The organism is Oryzomicrobium sp. (assembly GCF_036820405.1).
Lineage (GTDB): Bacteria > Pseudomonadota > Gammaproteobacteria > Burkholderiales > Rhodocyclaceae > Oryzomicrobium.
Map to the genome: position 1 here is coordinate 101,688 of NZ_DAISLS010000004.1, position 13,727 is coordinate 115,414.

Here is a 13,727-nt window from a genome sequence, read left to right on the forward strand (position 1 = left end):
CGCTTCACTGAGCGGGGCGCGTGGCTGAAACTCCGCGACTGGCGCGGGGTTTCAGCGGGGGTGGCTGGAGAGCCGCGTCAGCCTTCGGCCTTGGCGGGTGCCTTCTTCGCCGGGGCCTTGGCGGCGGCTTTCGGGGCCTTGGGCGCCTTGGCCTCGAACTCGAAGCCCACCTTGCCGTCGGTGCCGACCTTGAGGAAGGCCGAGAACTTGCGCCGGGTGCGGGCCGAGACGAAGTCCTTGAGCAGGTCGGTCTTGCCCGTGGCCAGCAGCTTGTTCATCTGCTCCCGGTCCACCGGCTGTTGCAGGATGATCTTGCCGGAGCGGAAGTCGCAGGTGCGTTCCGGCCCGACGCTCTTTTCGCAGACGTAGGCGTTGCCGTGCTCGAACACCCGGCTCTTGCACTTGGGGCAGGTGCCCAGGGGTTCCTGGCCGGAGAAGTCCACCGGGGCGTCGCCACCCTCTTCTCCCGCCGGGCCGTTGCCGAAGTCGAACTCCGGCTCCAGCTTGTCGTTGAGCTTGACGGCGGCGGCGAAGGGCCGGCCCATCTTGTTGCGGAAGCCGATCAGGGGGCCGACCTCGCGCTTTTCCAGCAGGGTCTCGATCTCGGCCGGTTCGAACTGGCGGCCGGCGACGATCTTCCACAGGGCGAAGTCGCAGGCGGTGCACTGGAACTTCTTGTAGGTCTCCTTCACCTTGCCGCCGCAGCGCGGGCAGGGGGTGGCCAGCTCGCCGAAATCGCCGGGGATGGTGTCCGCCTCGTAGGACTTGGCCCGTTCGACGATGCGCCGGGTCATCTCGGTGATTTCGTCCATGAACGCGGCCCGGGAGAGGTCGCCCCGCTCCATGCGCGCCAGCTTCCATTCCCATTCGCCGGTTAGTTCCGGCGCGGTCAGTTCGGCCACGCCCAGGCCGTTGAGCAGGGTGAACAGGGAGAAGGCCTTGGCGGTGGGCAGCAGCACCCGGTCTTCGCGCAGCAGGTAGTTTTCGGCGATCAGGTTCTCGATGATCTGGGCGCGGGTGGCCGGGGTGCCCAGGCCGCGGCCGGCCATGGCGGCGCGCAGTTCTTCGTCGTCCACCATCTTGCCGGCGCCTTCCATGGCCGACAGCAGGGTGGCTTCGGAATAGCGCGCCGGCGGGCGGGTCTGGGTGGCCTTGATGCGCACCTCCTCGGTGGCCACGGTCTCGCCGGCAGTCACCGGCACCAGGGTGGCGTCGTCCTCGCCGGCGGCTTCCTTGCCGTAGATGGCCAGCCAGCCGGGCTGGGTGAGGATCTTGCCCTCGGTCTTGAAGGCGTGGGTGGCGCCACCGCCATTGATCCGGGTGATGCGGGTGGTGACCAGGTATTCGGCGGCGGGGAAGAACACCGCCAGGAAGCGCTTCACCACCAGGTCGTAAAGCTTCTGCTCCGGCTCGGAGAGGTGCTTGGGCGCGGCCTGGGTGGGGATGATGGCGAAGTGGTCGGAGACTTTGGCGTTGTTGAAGATGCGCTTGTTCGGCTTGACCCAGTCGGCGTGCAGGATCTTGCGCGCGTGGGGGCTGAAGCGGTGGATCAGGGCTTCGTCGTGGCCCTTGCCCAGGTCGTCGCCGGTGAGCATGGCCAGGGTGGCCTTGACCGTGGCCAGGTAGTCCTCCGGCAGGTAGCGGGAGTCGGTCCGGGGGTAGGTCAGGACCTTGTGCTTTTCGTAGAGGGCCTGGGCCAGGCCCAGGGTGGCCTTGGCCGAGAAGCCGAAGCGGCTGTTGGCCTCGCGTTGCAGGCTGGTCAGGTCGAAGAGCAGCGGCGAGAGGCGGGTCTCGGGCTTGGACTCCTCGCTCACCTGGCCGTTCTGGCCCTGGCAGGCGGCGCGGATGGCCTCGGCCTGGGCGGCGTTCCAGATGCGGTCGGCCCGGGCGTGCTCGTCGTCCTGGTCCTTGCTCTTGAAGGTCTCGTCGAACCACTTGCCGGCGTAGCTGCCGGCCTGGGCGGCGAAGTCGGCGTCCACTTCCCAGTAGTCCCGGGGCTTGAAAGCGCGGATGGCCTTTTCACGCTCGACCACGATGGCCAGGGTCGGGGTCTGCACCCGGCCGACGGTGGTGAGGTGGAAGCCGCCGGTCTTGGAGTTGAAGGCGGTCATCGCCCGGGTGCCGTTGATGCCCACCAGCCAGTCGGATTCGGAGCGGCACACGGCGGCGTCGCGCAGGCCGTTCATCTCCTCGCCGCTGCGCAGCTTGGCGAAGCCGTCGCGGATCGCCTGGGGCGTCATGGATTGCAGCCACAGCCGCTGCACCGGCTTGTCGGTCTTGGCGTGGCGGGCGATGTAGTTGAAGATCAGCTCCCCTTCGCGCCCCGCGTCGCAGGCGTTCACCAGGCTGTCCACGTCCTTGCGCTTGATCAGCTTGGTGAGGAGCTTGAGGCGCGATTCGGTCTTTTCGATCGGCTTCAGCTCGAAGTGGGGCGGGATCACCGGCAGGTGGGCGAAGGACCATTTGCCGCGCTTGACCTCGACGCCTTCGGGCAGGGTCAGTTCGAGCAGGTGGCCGATGGCCGACGAGATGACGGCGTCCTCGGATTCGAAGTAGTCGTCGTGCTTGGTGAACCCGCCCAGCGCCCGGGCAATGTCGTTGGCGACGGAGGGTTTCTCGGCAATGATCAGCTTTTTGCCCATGGGGGGACCTTCGGGTGCGGGCCCGGCGGCGATGGCCGGGCCACGGGGGTTCGGTGAGCCGTAAACGGCGAAATTGCGGCCGATGATATGCGGCCGCCTGGGGGCTGGCAACCGGAACCGGCGGCAAGGGGCCTCAGGCGGGGGAAACGGCAGGGGATGGCGGAGGGAATCCCGGACCCGCTGCGGGGGCGCGGGAACCGCGAGGGATGCGGCGCGCGCGGGGGGCGGCGAGCCCGCCCGGCACGGTCAGGTCAGTGCAGGACCTCGTCCTCGGGGTCGGTCAGCAGGGCCTCGATCAGCAGGGTGTCGAGCTCCACGGACTGGCTCCACAGCACCATCAGCACGATCACCTTGAACTCGGGCAGGGACATGCCCTCCTCACCGCCAGCCAAGGCGGTGGCGCGCTCCAGGATAATCTCGCGCTGGAACGGGGAGACGATGCGGGAGTTTTCCAGGAACAGCAGGAAGCCCAGGCATTCGGTGCCCAGGCGTTGCTGCTCCTCGGTGGTGAACACCCGGTGCGGGGTGGTGCCGGCCGGATCGGCGACGGCGTGGTCGTCCTGCTCGTTGAGCCCGTTCAGCCAAGCCAGGGCTTCATCGATTTCGCCCTGTTCGAACCCCACCGCCGAGAGCTTCTTGGCCAGGGTCCCGGGTTCCGGGCGGGCGCTGAACTCCATGTAGTGCTGGAAGAGATAGACGAGGATATCGAACATGGCTGGGTCGTGACGTGGTGCGGTGATACGAGGCGCTGCTGGAAGCTGCGGGGGGATTGCGCGCTGGTGGTGCTGGCCCCGGGTGGGGTCAGGCCAGGCGCTGGTAGCGCCCGCCGGGCAGGCGCGCGATGCGTCCGTCCAGTTCCAGCGTCCCCAGCATCGCAAGAACCCCCTCGCCCGTCAAGTTTGCGCCCCCGCCGGCCAGCCGTTCCACGAGCTCGTCCAGGGTGGCGGGGCCGTGGCCCAGAACGGCCAGGAGTGGGTTGTCGTCTGCCGGCGGGGCGGAAGGGGAAGCCTGGAGGGCTGTGGCGCTGGGCGTTGCGGCAGCGTGGGCCGGCCAGCGCAGTTCTTCCAGGATGTCGGCGGCGTCGTCCACCAGCTTGGCCCCGTCCTTGATCAGGCGGTGGCAGCCCTTGGCCAGGGGCGAGTGGATCGAGCCGGGCACGGCGAACACTTCCCGGCCCAGTTCTCCGGCCAGCCGGGCGGTGATCAGGGAGCCGCTTTCCAGAGCCGCCTCGACCACCAGGCAGCCGGCCGACAGCCCGGCGATGAGGCGGTTGCGGCGCGGGAAGTTGTGGGCCAGGGGCGGCATGCCCAGGGGGAATTCGCTGATCACCGCGCCCCGGGCGGCCACCAGCCGGGCCAGTTCCCGGTGCTGGGCCGGGTAGATGCGGTCGGCGCCGGTGCCGACCACCGCCACGGTGGGGCCTTCCGCCGCCAGGGCGCCCCGATGGGCGGCGCCGTCGATGCCCAGGGCCAGCCCGCTGACGACGGTGATGCCCTGCCCCGCCAGGTGGGCGGCGAAGGCTTCGGCGTCGCGCAGCCCCTGGGGCGTGGCATTGCGTCCGCCGACGATGGCCAGGGACGGGGTGTTGAGCAGGCCGGCGTCGCCTTTTACATAGAGCAGGCTCGGTGGATCGGGGGTGTCGAGCAGGGCCCGGGGGTAGTCCGGGTCGGCCAGGGTGACCAAGGCGTTGCCCGGCTGCTCGTTCCAGGCCAAGGCGGCGTCCACGGCGGCGGCGTTGTCGCTGTCGAACAGCTGCCGCGCCACCGGGTCGCCGGCCACCCGGGCGACCACGGCGAATCCGGCGGCGAAAACCGCCTCCGGCCCGCCGAAGGCCCCCAGCAGGTCACGCTGGGTCTTGGGACCGACCCCGGGGGCCAGGGTCAGCCGCAGCCATGCCGCCAGGGTGGCGTCGGCCATGGCACGCTCCGGGTCAGGGGTTGCGCAGGGTGTCGTTGGCCTCGACGGGCAGAGTGGCGTCGAGCACCAGGGCGTAGGCCACCCGGTCCATGACGCGGAAGACGAAGGCCAGCCCGTTGCGGTTCTCGGGGATTTCCACCGTCTCCTTGCGTCCGGCCTCGTTGCGTTGCTGGACCAGTTGGGTGCTGCGGTAGAGGGCGAGCACGTGGCCCACTGCGAGGCCGTCCTGGCTGCCCTTGTTGAGCACGATCATGGAGTAGCGCCCGGCCTGGGCCAGGCCCCCATAGATCGCCACGACCTTGGCCGAGACGTTGGCCTCGGGGCCCCGAGGGGCGTAGGTGATGATGTCCGGCTCGACGTAGGGGGTCAGCCGGTCGCCGCGGCCCACTTCCTGGTTGGCGGTGACGATGTCGACCACTGCCGGCTCACCTTCCTTGCGCACCCGGGCGGTGCCCAGGTAGATGGCTTCGTAGCCGAGCAGCTCCTTGGTGTCCGGATCGATCAGCTTCTTGCCAGGGCGGTAGATCAGCCACTGGTGCTTGCCTTCGGGGATGCCGCTGACGATGGCGCTGTCGCCTCCGCCGAGCATGACCCGCCCTTCCTGGGGGGCGATGATGCGCGGCGCCTCGGTCAGGCTGTCGGCAGTCACCACCATCGGCTTGGATAAGAAGGGCTCGATCTCCCGGGGCGGAATGCTCGGGATGGCGTCCTTGGTGTTGGTGATGTAGGTGGTGGGCTTGAGGGTCTTGGGCGCCGTGCTGCCGCCCTCGCCGATGCGCCGGGCCAGGATCAGCTGGGGCCGGCCGTCGGCGCCCTTGCCCAGCACGATGATGTCGCCCGGGTAGATGCGGTGCGGGTTCTTCACCTCATCCTTGTTGAGCCGCCAGATTTCCGGCCAGCGCCAGGGCTGCTGCAGGAACTTGCCGGAGATGCCCCACAGGGTGTCGCCCTTGACCACCACGTGCCGGTCGGGGGCGCCGTCGGCCAGGGTCAGGGGAGCGGTGGCCTGGGCCGAAGCGGTGGCCGCGATCATCCCCAGCGTCAGGGCGGCTATAATTCGTTTCATCGAGCGGTTCCTTGAGAACGGCGGATTTGGCCGAAAGGCGTGGGGCCCTGCAAACGCGGGGCGGACGTCCCGAACCGGAGGCGGCGGTTTTCGGCCGATCATGGTGCAAACCGGATCAACCGCGCGGACGACCGCGCAAACCGCCCCGTTCCCAGCCGCAACCGTTATTTTTCCCCCTGGTGCCGGGCGCCGAGTCTGTGCCGATTCTGCCCCCATTCCCTGCCCGGAGCAAGCTTGCCATGGCCCTTCTACCCATTTTGCGCTACCCCGATCCCCGACTGACGAAAATCGCCGCTCCCGTCGAGAATATTGACGACGACATTCGCCGGCTGGCTGCCGACATGGCCGAAACCATGTACGAGGCCCCGGGCATCGGCCTGGCGGCGACCCAGGTGAATGTGCATAAACGGCTCATCGTCATCGATATCTCCGAAACCCGGGATGAATTGCTTACCTTGATCAATCCGACGATCGTCGTCGCCGACGGCCACCAGGTTTACGAGGAAGGCTGCCTGTCGGTGCCCGGCATCTACGACAAGGTGGAGCGTGCCGCCACCGTGACCGTGCGCTACCTGGATCTGGACGGCCAGGAATGCAGCCTCGATACCGACGGCCTGCTGGCAGTGTGCGTGCAGCACGAGATCGACCATCTCAACGGCAAGGTCTTCGTGGACCATCTCTCCCGCCTCAAGCAGGAGCGCATCCGCTCCAAGCTGGCCAAGCAGGCCCGCATCACCGCCTGACGCAAAGGCCGGGCGCCCCGCGCTAGCGGGGCGCCGCAGACCGCCCGCGCAAGGCGGGCGGATACTTTTTGTCACAGCTTTTCCCCGCCTTATTCACAAAACTATCCACAGGTGGAGGCCGTCACCTCCGCAGGAGAAACCATGCGTGTTGCCTTTGCCGGTACGCCGGAATTCGCCGCCGTCGCCCTGGAGGCGATCCTTGCCGCCGGGTTCGACGTCCCCCTGGTACTGACCCAGCCCGATCGCCCCGCCGGCCGGGGCCTGGCCCTGCAGCCCTCGCCGGTCAAGAAGCTGGCCGAGGCTCACGGCCTACCGGTGTTCCAGCCCCTCACCCTCAAGGATGCCGATGCCCAGGCGCGGGTCGCCGCGGCCGGTGCCGACGTGATGGTGGTGGCGGCCTACGGCCTGATCCTGCCCCAGGCGGTCCTCGACCTGCCCCGGCTGGGCTGCATCAACATCCATGCTTCGCTACTGCCCCGCTGGCGCGGCGCGGCTCCGATCCATAGGGCGATTCTGGCCGGCGACGACGAGACCGGGGTGTGCATCATGCAGATGGAGGCTGGACTGGACACCGGCCCGGTGCTGGCCCGGGCGGCCCTGCCGATTGCCGGCGACGACAACGCCAGTCGCCTGCACGACAAGCTGGCTGCCCTGGGCGCCCGGCTGGCGGTGGAAACTCTTGGCCGCCTGACGGCCGGCCCCCTGCCCGCCGAACCCCAGCCCGAGGCCGGGGTGACGTACGCCGCCAAGTTGGCCAAGAGCGAAGCGCCCCTGGACTTCGCCCGGCCGGCGGCTGACTTGCAGCGCCAGGTGCGCGCCTTCGATCCCTTCCCCGGGTCCACCGCCGAACTAGCCGGCGCCCCCCTCAAGGTCTGGGGCGCCCGGGATGTGGAGATGGCCGAGGCTGCAATACCGGGCACGGTTCTGTCCGCCGGCAAGGACGGCATTCTGGTGGCCTGCGGCGAGGGCGGGCTGCTGCTCACCGAACTGCAAAAACCCGGTGGCAAGCGCCTACCGGCGGAACAGTTCCTGGCCGGCTTCCGTATTGCCGCCGGCGACCGCTTCGCCCTGCCCCAGGCTTGAAAGCCCGGGCGAAGGCCCCATTTATTGAATGATCCCCGGATGATCCGCCGACCCTACGGTCGCCCAAATCAAGGAGATTGCACATGTTTGGAAACTGGTTGAAAACGTCCGTCCTGATGGCGGCCATCATCGCCCTGTTCGGGGTGATCGGCGGTCTCATCGGCGGCAAGCAGGGGATGGTCCTGGCGCTGCTCTTCGGCGGCGCCATGAACCTGTTCTCGTACTGGTTCTCGGACAAGATGGTCCTGAAGATGTACGACGCCCAGGAGGTGGACGAGACCACCAGCCCCTACCTCTACAACATGGTCAAGGAACTGGCGGGCCGTGCCGGCCTGCCCATGCCCCGGGTGTACATCATCAACGAGGCCCAGCCCAACGCCTTCGCCACCGGGCGCAACCCTGAGAATGCCGCCGTAGCCGCCACCACCGGCATCCTGCAAATGCTCTCGGCCCGCGAGCTGCGCGGCGTGATGGCTCACGAACTGGCCCACGTGCGCCATCGGGACATTCTCATCTCGACCATCTCCGCCACCATGGCTGGCGCCATCTCCGCCCTGGCCAACTTCGCCGTGTTCTTCGGCGGGCGCGACAGTGAAGGCCGTCCGGCCAATCCTATCGCCGGCATCGCGGTGGCCCTGCTGGCGCCCTTGGCGGCGTCCCTGATCCAGATGGCTATTTCCCGCGCCCGGGAATTCGAAGCCGACCGCGGCGGCGCCGAGATCAGCGGCGACCCCCTGGCCCTGGCCGATGCCCTGGCCAAGATCGACGCCTACGCCCGAGGCATTCCCATGGCGACCGCTGAAGCCCATCCGGAAACCGCCCAGATGATGATCATGAATCCCCTTTCCGGTGAAGGGCTGGCCGGTCTGTTCCGCACCCATCCGGCTACCGAGGAACGCATTGCACGGTTGCGGCAGTTGGCGGGGCGGTGAAGCCTCCTCTTCTTCCCTATTCGCCCCGGCCTTGTGCCGGGGTTTTTGTTTCACGTGAAACATCGGGGGACAAAACCCTGCCTCAATGTTCCACGTGAAACATTGTCAGCGGATCAGGAGCAAGGCATCGAGCCAGGTGGCTAGGCGACGTCCGGCGGCCACGATCTGGCGGTCGGCGGTGCGTTGGGCGGCGCTGCGATAGGCGTCGTCCAAGGTGATGGGCTCGGAACCCAAGTCCCGGTAAGCGACGGTGCGGGCAAGTTGCTGGGCCTCGCGTAGCCACTCGATGGGCGTGCGCTGAGGGGTGGCCGGGGTGGCCTCGTCCAACCGAGCAGCCCGGACGAGCAGTTTATCGCCGCGCAGCCAGGGTGGACCGGGGCGGTCGTCCCACCAGGCGTGCAGGGATTGCTGGGTCAGGCGGGGATGGCTCGGGTCGTGGATGGTCAGGCCGTTGCCCCCGGCATCGTCGCCATCGGGGTTGAGCCGGGTGACGGTGTGCAGGGGCTGGTGGGCGTCGCCCACCAGATGGATCAGCCAGGCCAGGGCATGGGCGCGGCGAAGGTCGGATTGCGTCGGATCGGCGAGAACGCGTGGCAGCTGTTCCAGAGCCTGGTCGAGGTTGCCACCCAGGGTGCCGGAATGCAGCCGGCCGCGGGCGTCGAGGGGGCGGTTCAGATAGTGCCAGTCGCCATGGGCGCTGCCATCCGCCGGATCGAGAACGGCGCTGCCATCGGCCTTGGCGGGCGAATGCTCGTGGCGCGGTGCCGTGCGGCGCAACTCGTCGGCCCAGGTGGAGGCGGCGATGAAGGCGCTGAGCCCGGAATCGTCCAGGCCGGTGTTGCCAGCACTCCAGCGCGGCCAGTCCGGGTGATGGCGCAGCAGACGGACCGCTTCGCCGCGGGCGGCGGGGTCCAGGTGCTGCCAGGCGATGGCGGCCACCAGACGGTGCCCGGCGCCGTTCCAGGCCAGGGCCGCCGGAGGCGACAGCAGAAAGAGAACGGCACAGGTCAGCGCCCGGAGGGAGGGGCGGATTCGAGGGCGGGGAAAGGAGCGCGGCATGGCCCGGATTATCCCCGCAAACCCGCCCAATCAGGCCGCCGGCCTGGGCGGGACGGGCATAGGGGCATGCTAAACTGCCCCCATGCTCAAACGTCCCACCCGTTCCCCGGCCTATGCCGGTTCGCCGTCCCGTTCCGCTCCGTCGCGCCCGCAGGCTCCCGGTCGCCCCAGAACCGATTCCGCGCCGCTGCGGCTACCTCCCTGGCCGCCGGCCGACGCCCTGGCCACCGCTTTTCTGCTGGCCGTGCCCGTGGTGGCCGGCGTGCTCGCCGGGCGCAGCCTGGCCGAACTGCTCGGGCGCGGCGTGCCCGTGCCCCGGGGGCGGGACGTCACCGGCACGGTGCGGGCCCAGGCCCAGGACATGATCTACTGGACCCTGCGCCGTTACGGCATCGGCGACGCCATCCTGGGTGAGCTGCTCGAACGCCCGCTACCCAGCGAAGATATCCATGCTCTGCTGCTGCTCGCCCTGTACCGTCTGGCGGCGGAGCCCGAGGACAACCACACGACGGTGGACCAGGCGGTGGAAGCAGCCGGCCACCTGGCTGGCGGACGTTTCCGCGCCCTGGTGAACGGGGTGCTGCGCAATGCCCTGCGCCGCCGCGAACGGCTCGCTCAGGCCCTGGCCGGCAACGAGGATGCCCAGACCTGGCACCCGGCCTGGTGGCGCGACAAGCTGCGTCTGGCGTATCCGGACCGCTGGCAGGAGCTGCTCGTCGCCGCCAATCTGGCGCCGCCCATGGCCCTGCGGGTCAACCGCCGCCGCGCCGCGGTGGCGGAGATGGCGGAGCGGCTGGCGGCGGCGGATTGCCCGAGCACGCCCGTCGGCGCCGAGGGCCTGGCCCTGGCGCGACCCCGGCCGGTCCAGGACATTCCGGGCTTTGCCGAAGGCCTGGTGTCGGTGCAGGACCCGGGCGCCCAACGCGCCGCCCACCTGCTGGAACTGGCCGCCGGCCAGCGCATCCTGGACGCCTGCGCGGCCCCGGGGGGCAAGGCTGCCCATATCCTGGAACTGGCCGACGTGCGCCTGCTCGCCCTGGACGTTTCCCCGGAGCGCTGCCAACGCATCGAGCAGAACCTGGAGCGCCTGGGCCTGGCGGCAGCGGTGAAGGCGGCGGATTGCCGCGACACGGCGCGCTGGTGGGACGGCAAGCCCTTCGACCGCATCCTGGCCGACGTGCCTTGCTCCGCCTCCGGCGTGGCCCGCCGCCACCCCGACAGCAAATGGCTGCGCCGCCCCGAGGACCTCGCCTCGTTCGCCCGCACCCAGGGCGAAATCCTGCGCGCCCTATGGCCGACCCTGGCCCGGGGCGGAAAAATGCTCTACGCCACCTGCTCCGTCTTCCCCGAGGAAAACACCGGACAAATCGCCGCGTTCCTTGCCGATCCTGCCATCCAGGGCCAGGCGGTGCTGCTCCACGAGGAAACCTGGCTGCCCGGCCCCGACCACGATGGCTTCTATTACGCCCTCCTGCACAAACCGCTGTGACCCCCGCCGCGGGGATGCCGGCTGGCGGCGCCGCTTCGCCGGGCCGCTGCTGGCCCTGCTCGCCTGGTGCTGCCTCGCCGTCCTGCCGGCAGCGGCGGCGGAAATTGAAATCCGCCAGCCGGCCCTGAGCGCCGGGGACGACGGCTACGTCCTGTCCGCCGACTTCGCCTTCGAGCTGCCCGCCCGTCTTGAAGAAGCCGCGACCCGGGGCGTGGTGCTGCCCTTCGTCATCGACTTCGAGGTGACCCGGCGGCGCTGGTGGTGGCTCGACGAAACCGTGGCCAGCCGCAGCCAGACCTTCCGCCTCTCCTACCACGCCCTGACCCGCCAGTACCGCTTGTCCGTGGGCGCCCTGCACCAGAGCTTCGCCACCCTGGACGACGCCCTGCGCCTGCTTTCCCGCCTGCGCCAGTGGCCGGTGCTGGACCGCCACCAGCTGCGCCCGGGCGAGACCTACGAGGCCGCCCTGCGCCTGCGCCTGGATACCTCCCAGCTGCCCAAGCCGTTCCAGATCAGCGCCCTGGCCAACCGGGACTGGACCCTCACCTCCGACTGGGTGCGCTGGTCCTTCGTCCCCCCGGCCCTGCCGAGCGAGACGCGATGAAGCTGTTGATCGCCGCCGCCGCCGCCTTGGGGGGCTTCCTGCTGCTGCTGCTCACCCTGGCCTCGGGCAACACCCCCTTGTTCACTCGCCAGTACCCCTGGCTGTTGGTGGGCAACCTGGTGGTGGCCCTGAGCCTGGTCGGACTGGTGGTGTGGCAAATCGCCCAACTGGCCCGGGAGCACCGGGCCCAGGTGTTCGGCTCCAAGCTCAAGCTGCGTCTGGTGCTGTTCTTCGGCCTGATGGCGGTGGTGCCCGGGGCCCTGGTCTATGGGGTGTCGGTGCGCTTCGTCACCAAGAGCATCGAGAGCTGGTTCGATGTGCGGGTGGAAAAAGCCCTGGAGGCCGGCCTCAACCTGGGCCGTTCCGCCCTCGATACGCGCCTCGCCGAGTTCTCCGCTCGGGGCCGCGCCGCCGTCCAGGAACTGGCGGACCGCCCCGATGCCCAGCGCCGGGTGATGCTCAATCGGCTGCGCGAGCAGGTGGATGCAGACACCGCCCTGCTCGTCACCCCCCAGGGCCAGCTGCTGGCCTCGTCCTCAGCCGGCCTGGCCAACCTGCTGCCCAGCCTGCCCTCCCCTTCCCAGCTCAAGCAGGCCCGCCTTAACCGGGGCACGGCCGAGGTGGAAGGGGAAAGCGGCCAGGACCTGACCCTGCGCATCGTGCTGCCGATCAACACCTTCCACCTGGGCGAGGAGCCGCGCTACGTGCAGTTCACCCAGCCGGTGCCCAACGCCCTGGCGGCCAACGCCGACGCGGTCCAGGCGGTGTACCGGGACTACCAGGAGCTGGCCCTGGCCCGCTCCGGCCTGACCCGGCTGTATGCCCTGTCCCTGACCCTGACCCTGCTGCTCGCCCTGCTCGGCGCCATCGCCCTGGCCTTCGTCCTGGCCCGGCGCCTATCGGCGCCTCTCTCGATCCTGGCCGAAGGCACCCAGGCGGTGGCCGCCGGCGACTTCACGCCGCGCCAGGCCATCTACAGCCGCGACGAGCTGGGGGTGCTGACCCAATCCTTCTCGCGCATGACCCGCCAGCTCGACGACGCCCGGCGCGACACCGAGCGGCACCGGGCGGAACTGGAATCGGCCCGGGCCTATCTGGAAGAAATCCTCGGCAACCTGTCCGCCGGGGTGCTGGCCTTCGACCGCCGCTTCGTCCTGCACGCCGCCAACCAGGGCGCCGGCCACATCCTCGGCGACGACCTGGTCGGGCTGATCGGCGTAGCGGCGGAAGATTGGCCGCGCCTGGGGGAATACGTCCAGGCCATCCGGGAATCCTTCGCCGCCCATCCGGACGAGGACTGGCAGCGGGAAGTGAACATGGTCGGCGCCGACGGCGCCCACCGCATCCTGCTGGTGCGCGGCTCATCCCTGCCGGCCGCGTCCGGCGGTGGCTACGTGGTGGTGTTCGACGACGTCAGCCAGCTCATCGCCGCCCAGCGCGCCGCCGCCTGGGGCGAAGTGGCGCGGCGTCTGGCCCACGAGATCAAGAATCCCCTCACCCCCATCCAGCTGTCCGCCGAGCGCCTGCAACTCAAGCTTGCCGACAAGCTGGGCAACGGCGACGCCGAACTGCTGCAACGTTCCACCACTACCATCATCAACCAGGTTCAGGCGATGAAGCACATGGTGGACGATTTCCGCGACTACGCCCGCTTGCCGCCGCCGGAACTGAAACCCCTCGACCTGAATGCCCTGGTGGGCGAGGTGCTGGGCCTCTACGAGGCCTCCCAGGCCCCGGTGGTGGCCGAGCTGGCCCCGGACCTGCCGCCGGTGCTGGGGGATGCCACCCAACTGCGCCAGGTGATCCACAACCTGTTGCGCAACGCCCAGGATGCGGTGGAGGGCCTGGGCGACCCGGCGGCGCCGGATAGCGGAGCGGGGGGCGATTCTCCCGCCGAACCGCCTCCGGCGCCGCGCATCGAACTGAGCACCACTATCGCCGGCCGCTACGCCGAACTGGTGGTGGCCGACAACGGCTGCGGCTTCCCCGCCGAGGTCCTGGCCCGGGCTTTCGAGCCCTACACCACCACCAAGGCCAAGGGTACCGGCCTGGGCCTGGCCATCGTGCGCAAGATCGCCGACGAGCACGGTGGCGACGTGACCCTGGCCAACCGGGCGCCCCGGGGCGCCCTGATCCGGGTGCGCATCCCCCTGGCGGCCGCCGCCTGACCCCCTGAACTGGACGAACCGAGT

11 protein-coding genes are annotated in these 13,727 nt (G+C 69.5%); 6 read left to right on the forward strand and 5 right to left on the reverse strand.

Annotated elements, in window-relative coordinates; translation table 11 throughout:
- Positions 1-77: 77 nt before the first annotated feature.
- The 4 genes from V7Z98_RS04720 to V7Z98_RS04735 all read right to left on the reverse strand — a co-directional run bounded on the left by V7Z98_RS04720 (position 78) and on the right by V7Z98_RS04735 (position 5,625).
- Complete coding sequence (locus tag V7Z98_RS04720; protein WP_293260997.1) at positions 78-2,642, reverse strand: DNA topoisomerase III; 2,565 nt, start codon at positions 2,640-2,642, stop codon at positions 78-80.
- A gap of 251 nt (positions 2,643-2,893) precedes the next feature.
- Positions 2,894-3,355, reverse strand: coding sequence for a DUF494 family protein (locus V7Z98_RS04725; protein WP_334157169.1), 462 nt, complete (start codon positions 3,353-3,355; stop codon positions 2,894-2,896).
- An 88-nt stretch (positions 3,356-3,443) separates the two neighbouring features.
- Positions 3,444-4,559 carry a DNA-processing protein DprA gene (gene dprA, locus V7Z98_RS04730; protein ID WP_293260991.1) on the reverse strand — a complete coding sequence of 372 codons (1,116 nt, stop codon included), beginning with the start codon at positions 4,557-4,559 and terminating at the stop codon, positions 3,444-3,446.
- Between the two features lie 13 nt (positions 4,560-4,572).
- Positions 4,573-5,625 (reverse strand): LysM peptidoglycan-binding domain-containing protein, encoded by a 1,053-nt coding sequence (locus tag V7Z98_RS04735; protein ID WP_293260988.1) that lies wholly within the window; start codon positions 5,623-5,625, stop codon positions 4,573-4,575.
- 239 nt (positions 5,626-5,864) lie between these two features.
- Between V7Z98_RS04735 and def the strand changes: the two genes are divergently transcribed.
- The 3 genes from def (at position 5,865) to htpX (ending at position 8,383) form a co-directional block, all read left to right on the forward strand.
- Positions 5,865-6,368 carry a peptide deformylase gene (def, locus tag V7Z98_RS04740; RefSeq protein WP_293260985.1) on the forward strand — a complete coding sequence of 168 codons (504 nt, stop codon included), beginning with the start codon at positions 5,865-5,867 and terminating at the stop codon, positions 6,366-6,368.
- 141 nt (positions 6,369-6,509) lie between these two features.
- The gene (gene fmt, locus V7Z98_RS04745; protein ID WP_293260982.1) at positions 6,510-7,451 is read left to right on the forward strand and encodes a methionyl-tRNA formyltransferase; all 942 of its coding nucleotides are present in this window, start codon (positions 6,510-6,512) and stop codon (positions 7,449-7,451) included.
- An 83-nt stretch (positions 7,452-7,534) separates the two neighbouring features.
- A complete protein-coding gene (htpX, locus tag V7Z98_RS04750) occupies positions 7,535-8,383 on the forward strand; it encodes a zinc metalloprotease HtpX (RefSeq protein ID WP_293260979.1) in 849 nt (282 codons plus the stop codon).
- Between the two features lie 105 nt (positions 8,384-8,488).
- On the opposite strand, the gene V7Z98_RS04755 is transcribed toward htpX, so the two are convergent.
- On the reverse strand, positions 8,489-9,442 hold the full coding sequence (locus tag V7Z98_RS04755; RefSeq protein ID WP_334157170.1) for a S1/P1 nuclease: 954 nt from the start codon (positions 9,440-9,442) through the stop codon (positions 8,489-8,491).
- A gap of 82 nt (positions 9,443-9,524) precedes the next feature.
- On the opposite strand from V7Z98_RS04755, the gene rsmB reads away from it, so the two are divergent.
- Genes rsmB through V7Z98_RS04770 form a run of 3 tightly spaced genes read left to right on the forward strand, consistent with a single transcriptional unit; the run spans position 9,525 to position 13,703 of the window.
- Complete coding sequence (gene rsmB, locus V7Z98_RS04760; RefSeq protein WP_334157171.1) at positions 9,525-10,931, forward strand: 16S rRNA (cytosine(967)-C(5))-methyltransferase RsmB; 1,407 nt, start codon at positions 9,525-9,527, stop codon at positions 10,929-10,931.
- Positions 10,894-11,535, forward strand: a complete 642-nt coding sequence (locus V7Z98_RS04765) for a DUF4390 domain-containing protein (RefSeq protein ID WP_334157172.1) — start codon at positions 10,894-10,896, stop codon at positions 11,533-11,535. The genes rsmB and V7Z98_RS04765 overlap by 38 nt, the downstream gene beginning before the upstream one ends.
- Positions 11,532-13,703 (forward strand): sensor histidine kinase, encoded by a 2,172-nt coding sequence (locus V7Z98_RS04770; protein WP_334157173.1) that lies wholly within the window; start codon positions 11,532-11,534, stop codon positions 13,701-13,703. The genes V7Z98_RS04765 and V7Z98_RS04770 overlap by 4 nt, the downstream gene beginning before the upstream one ends.
- Positions 13,704-13,727: the final 24 nt, after the last annotated feature.

Coding starts and splice junctions, on each gene's coding strand:
- V7Z98_RS04720 (WP_293260997.1), bottom strand. CDS start 2,642: ATGGGCAAAAAGCTGATCATTGCCGAGAAACCCTCCGTCGCCAACGAC.
- V7Z98_RS04725 (WP_334157169.1), bottom strand. CDS start 3,355: ATGTTCGATATCCTCGTCTATCTCTTCCAGCACTACATGGAGTTCAGC.
- dprA (WP_293260991.1), bottom strand. CDS start 4,559: ATGGCCGACGCCACCCTGGCGGCATGGCTGCGGCTGACCCTGGCCCCC.
- V7Z98_RS04735 (WP_293260988.1), bottom strand. CDS start 5,625: ATGAAACGAATTATAGCCGCCCTGACGCTGGGGATGATCGCGGCCACC.
- def (WP_293260985.1), top strand. CDS start 5,865: ATGGCCCTTCTACCCATTTTGCGCTACCCCGATCCCCGACTGACGAAA.
- fmt (WP_293260982.1), top strand. CDS start 6,510: ATGCGTGTTGCCTTTGCCGGTACGCCGGAATTCGCCGCCGTCGCCCTG.
- htpX (WP_293260979.1), top strand. CDS start 7,535: ATGTTTGGAAACTGGTTGAAAACGTCCGTCCTGATGGCGGCCATCATC.
- V7Z98_RS04755 (WP_334157170.1), bottom strand. CDS start 9,442: ATGCCGCGCTCCTTTCCCCGCCCTCGAATCCGCCCCTCCCTCCGGGCG.
- rsmB (WP_334157171.1), top strand. CDS start 9,525: ATGCTCAAACGTCCCACCCGTTCCCCGGCCTATGCCGGTTCGCCGTCC.
- V7Z98_RS04765 (WP_334157172.1), top strand. CDS start 10,894: ATGGCTTCTATTACGCCCTCCTGCACAAACCGCTGTGACCCCCGCCGC.
- V7Z98_RS04770 (WP_334157173.1), top strand. CDS start 11,532: ATGAAGCTGTTGATCGCCGCCGCCGCCGCCTTGGGGGGCTTCCTGCTG.